Annotated in this window: 7 protein-coding genes; 4 read left to right on the top strand and 3 right to left on the bottom strand. The window is 75.5% G+C overall.

The features are described from left to right. The first annotated feature begins 25 nt into the window (after positions 1-25). Positions 26-1,420 (top strand): MFS transporter, encoded by a 1,395-nt coding sequence (locus tag FHU30_RS34075; protein ID WP_253881650.1) that lies wholly within the window; start codon positions 26-28, stop codon positions 1,418-1,420. On the opposite strand, the gene FHU30_RS34070 is transcribed toward FHU30_RS34075, so the two are convergent. Beyond that, complete coding sequence (locus FHU30_RS34070; RefSeq protein WP_253881649.1) at positions 1,404-2,039, bottom strand: TetR/AcrR family transcriptional regulator; 636 nt, start codon at positions 2,037-2,039, stop codon at positions 1,404-1,406. The two genes, FHU30_RS34075 and FHU30_RS34070, sit on opposite strands and share 17 nt — an antisense overlap. Before the next feature lie 86 nt (positions 2,040-2,125). Here FHU30_RS34070 and FHU30_RS34065 point away from each other — a divergent pair, with 86 nt between their 5' ends. From FHU30_RS34065 to FHU30_RS34055, 3 genes are all read left to right on the top strand, one after another. After that, positions 2,126-5,311, top strand: a complete 3,186-nt coding sequence (locus FHU30_RS34065) for a helix-turn-helix transcriptional regulator (RefSeq protein ID WP_253881648.1) — start codon at positions 2,126-2,128, stop codon at positions 5,309-5,311. After that, on the top strand, positions 5,308-8,073 hold the full coding sequence (locus tag FHU30_RS34060) for an AAA family ATPase (protein ID WP_253881647.1): 2,766 nt from the start codon (positions 5,308-5,310) through the stop codon (positions 8,071-8,073). The genes FHU30_RS34065 and FHU30_RS34060 overlap by 4 nt, the downstream gene beginning before the upstream one ends. A gap of 93 nt (positions 8,074-8,166) precedes the next feature. Next, positions 8,167-9,426, top strand: a complete 1,260-nt coding sequence (locus FHU30_RS34055) for a M24 family metallopeptidase (protein WP_253881646.1) — start codon at positions 8,167-8,169, stop codon at positions 9,424-9,426. Between the two features lie 42 nt (positions 9,427-9,468). Here the strand turns inward: FHU30_RS34055 and FHU30_RS34050 are convergent, their stop codons facing one another. Beyond that, positions 9,469-11,994 carry a S8 family serine peptidase gene (locus FHU30_RS34050; RefSeq protein WP_253881645.1) on the bottom strand — a complete coding sequence of 842 codons (2,526 nt, stop codon included), beginning with the start codon at positions 11,992-11,994 and terminating at the stop codon, positions 9,469-9,471. A gap of 5 nt (positions 11,995-11,999) precedes the next feature. Then, positions 12,000-12,872, bottom strand: a complete 873-nt coding sequence (locus FHU30_RS34045; RefSeq protein ID WP_253881644.1) for a PASTA domain-containing protein — start codon at positions 12,870-12,872, stop codon at positions 12,000-12,002. Between the last annotated feature and the right edge of the window lie 4 nt (positions 12,873-12,876).

The raw sequence follows: 12,876 nt of genomic DNA, 5'->3' as shown, positions 1-12,876 counted from the left end.
GGCACGAGACGAGACGGAGGAGCCGATGACCGCTACCCGAGGACGCGCAGCACTGGCGGTGCTGCTGACTGCCGAGGCCATGAACATGCTGGACGGCACGATCGTGCACGTCGCCGCCCCGGTGATCCACGCCCGGCTGGGCGGACCGGCCGCCGCCATCCCCTGGTTCACCGCCGCCTACACCCTGCCGTTCGCGCTGCTGCTGATCACCGGCGGACGGTTGGGGGACATCGCGGGCCGGGCGCGGGCGTTCCGCGTCGGCGTCGCCGGGTTCACCCTCGCCTCGGCGGCCTGCGCGCTGGCGGGCTCGCCGGGGACGCTCATCGCCGCGCGGGCGGTGCAGGGCGCGTGCGCGGCGCTGGTGATCCCGCAGACGATCGGGCTGATCCGGGCGCGGTTCGACGGTCCGGCGCTGGCCCGCGCGATGGGCATGATCGGCCCGGTGATGGGGCTGTCGGCGGTGTGCGGGCCGGTGCTGGGCGGGCTGCTGACCCAGGCGCTTTCGTGGCGGTGGGTGTTCCTGGTGAACGTCCCGCTGGGCGTGGCGGTGCTGGCGGCCTCGGGGGCACTGCGCGAGGACCGCGCCGAGCGGCGGCCGCGCCTGGATTCGCCGGGCACGGTGCTGGCGATGCTCGGCAGCGGTTTGGTGGTGTTCCCGCTCGTCCAAGCGGGCGATGGGTCCTGGCCGTCGTGGGCGTGGGCGGCGCTCGCGGCCGGTGCGGTGGCGCTGGCGGGGCTGGTGCCGTATGTGCGGTGGAGCGCGCGCCGGGGGCGGAGTCCGCTGGTGGAGCCGAGTTTGTTCGGCAATGGCGGCTTCCCGGCTGCGCTGACCGGGTTGTCGCTGGTGGTGGCGATGAGCCTGCAGAGCGGACGCGCCGACGCCCGGACGGCCGGGCTGGCGATGCTGCCCTGGTCGTGCGGGATGGCTTTGGCATCGTGGACGGCCGGGACCTGGCTGGTCCCGCGGTTTGGCGCGCGATTGATGTACGCCGGGCTGGCTGTGCTGGCGTCCGGAGTGCTGGGGATGATCGCCGCGGAGGCCGCCGCGCCCGCGACCGGGTTCCCCTGGGCGCTGGAACCGGCGCTCGGCGTCGCCGGGGTGGGGCTGGGGCTGTTCACCGTGCCGTTCTTCACCACCGCGCTGCACCGCGTCCGGCCGCACGAGACCGGATCGGCGGCCGGGCTGCTCAACGCCGTGCAGCAGTTCGGCGGGACGCTCGGTGTCGCGATGCTGGGCAGCACGTTCCTGGCGGCGGCGCCTGCGCACGGCCCGGCGCGGGCCACCGAGCGCGCCTGTTGCGTTGCGCTGGTTCTGCTGGCCGGGGCCGCCGTCGCCGCGTCCCGGATGATGCGCGGGGCTCGTACTGTGCGTCAGGACGAACCGGTCGGCGGCGATGCGTCGGTCACGACCGTCCCTTGACGGTGGGGCGTGGGGGCGGCGGGAGCGCGAGGACGGCGCGGACGGCGGCTTCCAGGCGGCGCCGGGTGTCCAGGGCGATCGCCGGGGTGCCGGCGGACGGTTCGGACAGGGCGCGGTGGAAGAACGCGGTCGGCAGGTCGACCAGGCACAGCGTAACGACCTCGACGCTGGGGCCGTCGGCGCGTCCCCACAGCGCGCGGGAGAGCCGGACTAGCAGCGCGAGCAGCCGCTCGTCCTGGGCGAGCATCGCCTCGGCGAGGTCGGCGGGGACGTCCGGGCCGAGCAGGTCGTCCCGGCGGATCCCGACGAGCATGCGCGCGGCGTAGGCGCGGCGGTCGGCGAACATCGCGGGCGCGCCAGCCGCCGCCACCACCGCCGACACCGGGTCGGGGTCCTCGGAGAGCCGCTCCTGGACGTTCAGGAAGTCGGCCGCCGCGCGCAGCCACATCCGGCCGAGCAGCGCGGGCAGCGAGCCGAAGGCGTGGTAGATCGCGCCGTTGGACACCCGCGACTCCGCCGCGAGCCGCCGGATCGTCACGGCGTCCGGGCCCTCGCTGGCGACCAGCCGCTCGGCGACGTCGAGCAGCCGGTCAGGGTCGTGGACGCGGGGACGTGGCATGCCCGGGAGCGTAACAGAGCAGCTGCTCTATTATTCTCGCGAGCCGCGCTGCCAGGCGCGGGCGCACTGACTCTCAAGGAGCATGATTGCGAGACCCTGACCGCGTCCTCGTGCCTGCCGCGAGTTCGCCTCGGAGCCGGACGGTGTTCGGGCGGGCGGAGGAGCTGGCGCGGATCGAGCGGCTCGTCCGGGACGTCCGGGACGGCGCGAGCGGCTGCCTGGTCGTCCGCGGCGAGGCGGGCATCGGCAAGTCGACGCTGCTGGCACGGGCCGGGCAGTCCGCGGACGGGTTGCGGGTGCTGCGCGGGGTCGGCATCGAGTCGGAGTCCGAGTTGCCGTTCGCCGCGCTGCACCTGCTGCTGCGCCGCGACCTGGACCGCATCGACGCGCTCCCGTCACCGCAGGCAGCGGCACTGCGCGGCGCGCTCGGCCTCTCCTCCGAGGTGCGGCAGGACCGCTTCGTGGTCGGGCTGGCCGTCCTGTCGCTGCTCACCGACCTCGCCGAGGACGCGCCGCTGCTGTGCCTGATCGACGACGCGCAATGGCTCGACCACGCCACCGCCGACGCACTGCTGTTCACCGCCCGCCGCCTGGGCAGCGAGAGCATCGCCCTGGTGTTCGCCGCCCGGGACGGCGAGGTCGCGTTCCCCGCGCCCGGCCTACCCGAACTCACCCTGACCGGCCTCCCCCCGGACGCCGCAGCCGACCTCCTCACCGAACGCCGCGCACACCTCCCACCCCCGGTACGCGACCGCATCCTGCACGACGCAGCAGGCAACCCCCTGGCCCTAATAGAACTCCCCGAACCAGCCCCCTACCACCCTCACACCCCGCCCCCTCCCCCACCCGCACACAATGCCAACAGCCCGGATGCACACACTCCCGGCGGCCCAAGCGCGCACGCACCTGGAAGCCTGAGCGCGAAGACTCCCGCCAGCTCGGAACCGCACGCGCCCAGCGCCCCGCCCACCGACAGCCCCAACACCCCCGCCGCGCACACGCTCGGCGGCCGGGCCGCGCACGCTGCCGGGGGCTCGGTTGCGGAGGGGGCGGGCGGCCTGGTCGCGCGCAGTGCTGGCGGCCCGAACGCGCGCACTCGCGACATTGTGGCCGCGCGCGATCCCGACGGTTCGGGCGCGGGGAGCGTCGGCGAGAGGGTGGCTGCCTCGGGGGTTCATGATGCGTTCCTGCGGCGGATTCAGGCGTTGCCTGGACGCACGCGTGACCTGCTGACCGTCCTCGCCGCGGACGCGACCGGGGACCTGGAGTTGGTGCTGCGGGCCGCTGCGCCGATCGGCATTTCGCGCGACGACCTTCTTCCCGCTGAGGAGGCCCGGCTGATCCGGTGGACGGCGTCTGGTGTGGCGTTCAGGCACCCGCTGATGCGGACGGCCGCCTACCGGGGTGCGCCGCTGGAGGGACGGCTCGCCGCGCACCGCGCTCTCGCGCACGCGCTGGCCGGAGCCGGGGCCGAGGACCAGCGCGCCTGGCACCTGGCCGCCAGCGCCTACGGCCACGACTCCGAGGCCGCGACCGCGCTCGACCGTGCCGCCGAACGCGCGGGCGCGCGAGCAGCGCACGGCGCAGCGGCCACCGCCTACCGGCGCGCCGCCGAGCTCACCGCGTCCGGGGACGAGCGCGGGCGGCGGCTGGCGAAGGCCGCGCACAGCACCGCGATGAGCGGCGACCCGGCGGGCGCGGCGGCGCTGGCTACGAGCGCGGAACGCCTGCTCGCCGATCCCGTGGAGAAGGCGCGGCTCGCTCCGCTGCACGCGGCCGTCGATCTGGTGCGCGGATCGCCGTGGGCGGCGGGCCGGACGCTGCTGGCCGCCGCCGCGACCGTGGACGACGCGTCGGTGGCTGTCCCGCTGCTGATGGAGGCCGCGCGGCACGCCTGGTTCTGCGCCGACCGCCTCCTCATCGCCGAGGCCGCCGACCGCGTCGCCGCGTTCGGACCGTCCGTCCAGGGGCAGGCCGCCTGGCTCTCGGGCCTCGCCGCGATGGCCGCCGGTGACCTGGCCGGCGGTCTCCCCCGCATCCTCGAAGCCGCCGGCCAACCCGGCGGAATGCCCGGGCATCTGGACGCGACGTCCGGGCATTCGGGCTCGGAGTCGGGCCGATCCGGCGGGGCGGCTGGGTGTTTGGGTGTGGGGGGCGCTCGTGCTGGCCCTTATACAGGTGCGGGGTTGGGGGATCCGCAGACGCGGATGATGGCGGCGTTTGCGGCGCATCGGGCGGGGGCGGATGCGGCGGCGCTGGAGATGATGGAGCCCGTCCTGGCCGATCTGCGGGTGCGCGGCGCGCTTGACCTGTTGCCGCAGGCGCTCCAGTTCACCGCGCAGGTGGAGCTGTTCGAAGGACGGCACGGGCAGGCGCGGATGCTGATCGCCGAAGCGGTCCGGCTGGCCCGGGACGTCGGGCAGGGGCACTGGAACGCGCTGTTCGCCGGCGTGCTGGCGCGGGTCGCCGCCATCGAGGGCGACGCCGAGGCGGTTCGGAGGCAGGCGGCCGAGTTGCGGCGGGCGTCCGGCGGGAGCCCGGCGATCGACGCCTGGGGCGACGCGGCGCTGGGGCTGCTCGATCTCGGTGAAGGACGCTACGAAGCGGCGCTCGAACGGCTCGATCCGGTGGTGTCCGGCCCCGGGCACAACTCGCTCGGTGCCCTGTTCGCGCTTCCTGATCACGTCGAGGCGGCGGCGCGCACCGGCCGTCCCGATCTGGCGGACGGTTCGCTCGTCCGGTTCGCCGAGTATGCCGCGCATTGCCGCCAGCCGTGGGCCCGGGCTGTGGCGTTGCGCTGCCGGGCGCTGTCCGGGGCGGACGGCGAGGCGGGTGCACTGTATGCCGAGGCGGTCGATGCGCATGCCGACGGCGGACGTCCCCTGGAAGCGGCCCGCACCCGGCTGCTGTACGGCGAATGGTTGCGTCGCGCGCGCCGCCGTGCTGAGGCCGGACGCATGCTGCGCGCGGCGCTGGCGGAGTTCGAGCGGCTCGGCGCCGCCGGATGGGCCGGGCGCGCGCGCACCGAGCTGGGCGCGAGCGGCGGGCCGCGCGAGGCGGTCCCGCCCGTCCCGCTGGACGATCCGCTCGCGGTGCTGACCCCGCAGGAGCGGCAGATCGTCCAGCTCGCGGCCACCGGGCTCAGCAACCGGCAGATCGGCGCGCGTCTTTTCCTCAGCCACCGCACGGTCGGCTACCACCTTTACAAGGCGTTCCCGAAACTCGGCCTCACGTCGCGCAGCGAGCTGGCACGCGTGTGTGAGCCGTCGTGATCCGGCTGGTCGGCCGCACCGCCGAGACCATCGTGCTGGACGACCTGCTCGCGGCCGTCCGGGACGGCGGTAGCGGAGCGCTGGTGATCGATGGTGAGACCGGTATGGGCAAGTCCGCGCTGCTGGAGCATGCCGCGTCGGCGGCGTCCGGAATGCGGGTGTTGCGCGGAGCCGGCATCGAGGCGCAGGGCGAGCTGCCCTTCTCGACGCTGCACCTGCTGCTGCGAGAGGACAGAGACCGGATTGACGCACTGCCTGGCCCGCAAGCGCGGGCTTTGCGCGAAGCGCTCGGCCTGTCGTCGGCGTCGTCCTCCCCAAGCGGGCATGACCGGTTCCTGGTCGGGTTGGCCGTCCTGTCGCTGCTGACCGATCTGGCCGAGGACGCGCCGCTGCTGTGCCTGGTGGACGATGCGCAGTGGCTCGACCACGCCTCGGCCGAGACCCTGCTGTTCGCCGCGCGGCGGCTGGGCAGCGAGGGCATCGCCCTGGTGTTCGCCGCCCGCAGCGAATCCGGTTGGCAGGCTCCCGGCCTGCCGCTACTGCGCCCGGCGCCGCTCGCCCGGGACGCCGCGCTGTCGCTGGTCGGCAGCGTGCCTGGTGCGTCCGCCCTGTCGCCCGGGGAGCGCGGGCACGTGCTGGAGCTGGCGCGGGGAAATCCGCTCGCCCTCATCGAGATCACTACCGCGTTCACCGCCCGGCGGCACCCCGACGGCACCGTGCCCGCGTCCCCTTCGGGGCACCTGCACGACGCGTTCCGCGACCGCATCCAACGGCTGCCCGCGCGCACTCGGGACGTCCTGCTGGTCGCCGCCGCCGAGGACACCGGCGACCTCGGCATCATCCTGGCCGCAGCCGAGCGCCTCGGCCTGGCGCTGCCGGATCTGCGGCCGGCCGAGGAGCAAGGGCTCATCGACCTCACCACGGCGGACGTCGTGTTCCGCCACCCGCTCAGCCGCGCCGCCGCCTACCGCCTCGCGCCCGATCGCACACGCCAGGCCACCCACCGCGCGCTCGCCGACAGCCACCGAGATGCAGGCGACGACGACCGGCGCGCCTGGCATCTGGCCGCCGCCGCAGCAGGCATCGACGAGCCGACCGCCGCTTCGCTGGAGGCGGCGGGGGACGGCGCGAGCGCTCGGGGCGGGCCGGCCGCGGCGGCTGCCGCCTACGAACGCGCGGCCCGGCTCAGTCCCGATCCCTCCGACCGCCACCGCCGCCTGGTCGCCGCCGCGCAGGCCGCCGCCGACGCGGGGCTGCTGGACCGGGCCGTCCACCTGGCCGATCGCGCAGACAGCAGGGCCGGGCCCGATGGGCGCTCGCTCGGCGATCCCGTCACCGGCGCGGCGCTGGCTCGCATCCGCGCGACCGTGCGGCTCGATCAGGGGTCACCGGAGGAGGCCGGACGGACCCGGCTCGCGGCCGCGTCCGCGGTGCCCGATCCGCGCACCGCCGCCGCGATGCTGCACGAGGCCACCGTGGACGCCTGGCTCGCCGGGGACACCAGAACCGCCGTCCGCGCCGCCGAACGCCTCGCCCCACTCTTCCCGTCGCTGGATCCGGCGCCGCGCGCGTTGGCGCAGGCCGCCCAGGGGTTGGCCGCGGTGCTATCCGGCGACCGCGGATGGCCGGTCGTCCGCGAGGCGGTGTCCGCGGACGTCCCGGCCGACCGGTTGCCGCCGTCCGCGCAGGTCGCGCTCGCCCGGCACACCCTGCAGGTCGGCGCCGACCAGCGGGCCTGCGACCTGGCCGCCTGGGCCGTCCGGGACTGCCGGAACCGCGGGACGATCGGCCTGCTGCCCGACGCGCTGCAAGCTCTCGCCTCGGCGCTGCTGTTCCTCGACCGGCATGCCGAGGCGCACGCGGCCGCCGCCGAGGCGGTCACCCTGGCCGAGGACACCGCGCGGGCGCACCGGGCCGGGCACGTCCACGGCATCCTCGCGCGCGTCGCGGCCGCCATCGGCGACGCCGAAAACTGCCAGGCCCAGGCCGAGGCGGCGCGCAGCGCGCTCGGCGATTCACCGGCCGTCGCCTGGGCCGACTGCTCGCTCGGCCTGCTCGCCCTCGGACGCGACGACCCGGACGACGCGCTCCGGCACCTGCGCGCCGCCCTCTCCGGGACGACCCGGCACACCATGGTCTGCGACTTCGCCGTCCCCGACCTGGTGGAGGCCGCCGTCGCGTCCGGCCAGCGCGACCTGGCCGAGTGGAGTTTCCCCCGCTTCGCGCGCTTCGCCGAAGACTGCGGCCAGCCATGGGCCCAGGCCGTGGCGCATCGCTGTCGCGCCCTGCTCGCACCAACCGCCTCAGCCGAACGCCACTTCACCGCGGCCGTCCGGACGCACCATCAAGGCGGCCGTCCACTGGAACGCGCCCGGACCGAACTGCTGTACGGGAGGTGGCTGCGCCGCAACCGCCGCCGGGCCGACGCCCGCGCGCCGCTGCGCTCGGCCCTGGAGATCTTCGAGGGCATCGGCGCCGCCGCCTGGACCGCGCAGGCCCGGGCCGAGCTGCGCGCCGCCGGCGAGACTCCGCCGACTCCGCGCCGCGCACACGACCCGCTCGCCGTCCTCACCCCGCAAGAGCGCAGCGTCGTCCAACTCGCCGCGACCGGGCTGAGCAACCGGCAGATCGGCGCGCGGCTGTTCCTCAGCCACCGCACCGTCGGCTACCACCTCAACCACGCCTACCCCAAGCTCGGCGTCACCTCGCGCAGCGAACTCCCCGCCCTCGACCTGCCGCCGGCCGGTGACGGGGCCACATGACAGGTGGCGACCAGGTCATGTGACGGATTCGCCGGTACAGGCCCCGCTCCTAGCGTCGGTTCCGCATCCGAAACCGACGGAAGGACGCCCTAGATGCACATCCCCACCTACTCCCTCGCCGAGCGCGACCGCCGCTGGGCGCTGGCGCGTCGCCTCATGGACGAGCAGGGCGTCGACGCGCTCGTCGCCTACGGCGAGCACGAGTGCGCCGACCTGGCGCCGTTCGCCCCCGACGCCTACTTCAGCAACGACCGGCCCGGCTCGTTCGTGGTGTTCTGCCGCGACGCCGACCCCGTCCAGCTGGTCTGGTCGAACATGTCGATCCAGGACCACATCGAGGCGGGACGGCGCGGCGACGAGCTGTGGATCGAGCCGCGCAACATCCGCGCCGGGTCGGTCATCCAGCCCGGCAAGAACGCCGCCGGCATCGTGGAGGTGCTGCGCGAGCACGGCCTGGAGAACGCCTCGGTCGGCGTGCTCGGCCTGGACATCTACCCGCCGTTCCACCTCAACCCGCCCATCCCCTACCTGCTGTGGCGCGAGGTGGTCGACTCCCTGCCCGGCGTGACGTTCAAGCAGATGGGCCCCGCCTTCCTCGCCGCCACGATCCGCCTGTCCGAAGAGGAACTGGCCGTCGTGCGGTACTCGGCGGCCGCCGGGGACGCCATGGCCGAGGCGATGCTGGAGGCGGCCGCGCCGGGCGTCACCGAGGCCGAACTGTTCGCCGCCGGGATGTCGGCGGCGTTCCGCCGCGGCTGCGCCGCCCCCGACATGCTGCTGTGGTCGGGAACCGGCTTCGTCGCCTGGGGCCCGCCCGCCTGGTCCTACCGTCCGCAGGCGCCGCGCCGGCTGCAAAGCGGCGACGTCGTCCTGGCCGAGGGCTTCTGCCGGTTCGGCATGAAGGAGACCCAGCACCAGATCGCGATCGCCATCGGCGAACCGCACCCCGACATCAAGGCCGCCGCCGAACTCGCCGCCGCCTGCTACGAGGAGGGCCTCAAGGTCGCCCGTCCCGGCAACACCTTCGGCGACCTGGCCGAGGCCATGCTCGCGCCGCTGAAGGAGGCCGGCTCCTGGAACATCCACCCGATGGTGCACACCCTCAACCCCTACGGCCCGGTCTGCGGCTTCGGCTCCGGCCTGACCGAGGTCCCCGAGGCGTCCGACTACGGCCGCCTGTTCGTCCTGCCGACCATCGGCGGCGAGATGCCCCTGCAGCCGGGCATGACCTTCTCCTTCGAACCCAACGCCGTCATCAACGGCAAGGCCGTCAACCTCGGCGGCACCGTCATCATCGGCGACCGCGGCCCCCTGGAACTCAACCCCTTCACCTCCCGCCTCCTCCGCGCCTAATCTCCCCGCTCTCCGGCCGGGGTCGCGACCTCGGCCGGTGGGTTAGGGAGTGGGGTTGAACTGGGCGTGCCAGCGGGTGATGCCGCCTTCGCGGTCCAGGAAGCGGTCCAGGCCGGGCAGGGCGCGGATGTCGGCTTTGATCTGGTCGGCGTCGGCGGTGACCGGTTGGACGTCGAAGGCGAGCCCGCCGAAGTGCTTGGACAGGCGGGCGCGGCGTGCGTCGGACCAGCCGTCCAGGATCGCGCGCAGGCCGGCCGCGATCTGGTCGGCGGTGGCGGCGGGATGGTGGTCCACCCATTGCTGGAGTTCGGCGCGCTCGGGTTCGGAGCTGTAGGTCTGCTCGATCCAGCGGCGGTTCGCGACGACGTTGACGGCCATCGCGTGGGCCTGGGCGCGGGCGTCGCGGCGTCCGCTGGTGAACACGGTCCCCGGATGCCGGGCGAGCAGGAGCGCCGCGCCGGTCCGGGCGGGTTCGCTCAGCCGCAGGTCGGCGATCGGGTCCCGGGCGGCGGCGCGGTGGCGGACCAGGGTGGTCAGCGGTGCGACCCGGCCGTCCGGGCCGAGGAGCAGGCGGCCGAGGGTGCGGCCCGGCGTGCGGCCGCCGTCGAGGTCGGTGACCACGGCGTAGGCCCCGTCCGGGCCGCGTTCCAGCGGGGTGGTGGCGGCAAGGTCGGCGCGGCTGTGCAGGCCCGCGCGCACGACGACGCTGATGTGGTCGCGTCCGTCGTCCAGGTGGCGGACGAGGAGGTCACCGGGTTCGGGAACCACGACCGTGGAGGCGGCGGCGGGCGGGTCGTGGAGTTCGGGGGCGTCGGGGACGGGCACGGTGGCCTCCGGAGGGGACGGGTCTGGCTGGAGCACGTCCGGCTGGCGCTGCTCTGGGCGGGGGTGGGTCCGGAGGGCGGCGGCTGTGTTCAGGAGGCCGGCTCCGGTGCGTTCGGGTGGGTGTTCGGGCAGGGCGGTGGCGGTCTCGGCCAGGAGGCGGCGGATCGCGGCCAGGTCGGTGACGCCGTCGGAGTACAGCAGCGCCACGGTTCCGGTGACGTGGGGCGCGGCCATGCTCGTGCCGGACATGCGGGTGAGGCCGCCGGTGCCGGGTGCGGCGCCGCGCGGGGTGGAGCGTGCGGCCAGCACGCCCGCTCCCGGCGCTACCAGGTCGGGCTTCATGCGCCCGTCGGCGGTCGGGCCGCTGCTGCTGAACGAGGTGGGCGCGCCGGACGGGCCGGTCGCGCCGACGGCGAACCCGCGGCGTCCGTTGCACACGCTGCCGGTGGTGATGCGGCGGTCGGGTTCGGTGAAGGCGGCGGCGGCCTGGCCGCGCAGGGGGCGTTCCAGCCACGCGTCGTAGCGTCCGTCGATGATGTCGGTTCCGCGCAGGGTCAACCGCCACGGGCCGGGCCGGGCGGCGCCGGTGAACTCCACCACCAGTTCGTTGCGGCCGTCGTCGGGGTCATCGGTGCGGTGGCGGGCGACGGCGACCGGTGTGCCGCCCGACCGGACGATCGTGGCGCCCAGCGGAAGCGGCGCGGGATCGAGGCCCGGGCCGTCCAGGGAGATGTCGATCCGGTCCTCGCCGGGGTACCAGAGGTCGAGCTGGGCGGTCCGGGGCGGCGCGGGCAGCACCATGGCGATCTCCTGGCAACCGCCGGCGGGGACGCGTCCGGAGGCGTGCGCATGCCGCCCGAAGTAGTTGCCGAGGCTGTGCACGCAGCTGCGCCCGGCGCGGTGCCCGGCGAACTCGTCCAGGGCGATCTCGACGAGGGTGCGGCCGTTGTGCCGTCCCGACTGGTGCCCGAGCGAGAGGTTCACCACCAGCGGACGGTCCCCGGCGGCGCGGTCCAGGAAGTCGACGGCCTCCAGCAGCGCGATCGAGTCGCCCAGGTCGTCCGGGCCGCGCGGACCCCAGGTCGACAGCTGGACGAAGCCGATCGACGCCTGCGGGGCGATGCCGGACGGGCCGCCGCCGCGCCCGTTCCCGGCGGCGATGCAGCAGGTGTGCGTGCCGTGGGCGCCGCCTCCGGGATCGGAGTCGGCGGGATGGTAGCGCAGGGCCGTGTAGGGGTCGGCGGTGGCGAGCGCGGCGTCGATGTCCCGGCGGGTGTGGGTCAGGCCGTACCCGTAGCGGTTGCGGCGGTCGGCGACCGGCCCCGGCCGCTGGTCCCACAGCGCCGCGACGCGGGTGCGGCCGTCCTCCTCGCGGAAGTCGGGGTGGGCCACGTCCAGTCCCCAGTCGATGAACGCCGCCATCGTCCGGTCACCGGTGGCGCTCAGTCCGGGCGGTCGGCGCAGGTCGCGCGGGAGCGGCCGGTCGCCGTCGAGGTCCTCGGGGTGGACGGCCTCGACGTCCGGCCCGTACAGCCGGGGCGCCTTGACGCTGGCCACCTGGCGGGACCGGCGGAGCGCCGGGACGTCGCGGGCGCGGGCGCGCGCGGTGAGGACCGGGCCGAACCGGGCGACGGTCCGCAGCCCGGCCGGGGGCCGCGCGTCCCGGTGCCGCAGCCGGACCAGGACGCCGATCTCCTGGTCCGGCGCGGCACCGGCGAGCAGCGCGGCGAGGTGCGGGTCCATCGCGGTCAGGCCACGGGGTGCTCGCCGCCGGGACGCGCCGCCGCGCCGGGCCCGGGCACGTGCCCGTTGAGGAGTTCGCGCAGGTCCACGCGGATCACCGCGTCGACGGCGACCGGCTCGCCCGCGGCGGGCCGCTGCCGGATCACGACGCCGTCGGCGTTGCGTCCCCACTCGTTCGCGTTCACCACTCTGAGCCGTCCGCCCTCGACGCGGTGGACCGCCTCGATGGCCTGCGGCAGGGTGAGCCCGACCAGGGACGGCACCGTGCAGGTGAGCCCCATGCTGACCTGCAGGGTCACCGTGACGGCGGCCGGCGGGAGGTCCCCCGCCGCCGGCGTCTGGCTGCGGACGATCCCGGCGGTGCCCTCCTCGCCCGGGATCCGCTGGACCCGCGCGGACAGGTCGTGGCGGGCGAGCACGCGCTCGGCGTCGGCGACGGGCATCCCGACGACGTCGGGCACCGCGGACCCGGCCCCGAGGTACAGGTCGACCGCCGAGCCCCGGGGCACCACCGCGAACATCGGCGGGTCGGTCGCGGCCACCGCGCCCCGGGCGACGTCCGCCTCGGTCTCGCGGACGGCGCCCTCGCGCAGCCCGGCGTCCTGCAGGTCGGCGATCGCGTCCCGCAACCGCGCGCGGCGCAGGTCGGGCACCTGGACCTGCCGGACGGGTCCGGAAGGCACGCCGGACGGCCCGCCTGCGCCGTCGGACGGCTGGCCGGCGGCGGCCTGCCGGACCATGACCGCGCCGAGGGCCAGCCCCATGCCGGGGTTGGGCACCAGCGACGACAGCAGCGCCGGGCGGGTGGTCTCGGCCGGGCTGAGCCCGGCGGACCGGCCGATCAGCAGCGTGTACAGGAAGTTGGTCATCGCGACCATGTCG

The organism is Actinomadura rupiterrae (genome assembly GCF_024172125.1).
GTDB classification, from domain to species: Bacteria; Actinomycetota; Actinomycetes; order Streptosporangiales; family Streptosporangiaceae; genus Spirillospora; species Spirillospora rupiterrae.
The sequence above is the reverse complement of the archived record's forward strand: the minus strand, read 5'-3'. Positions and strand labels throughout refer to the sequence as shown.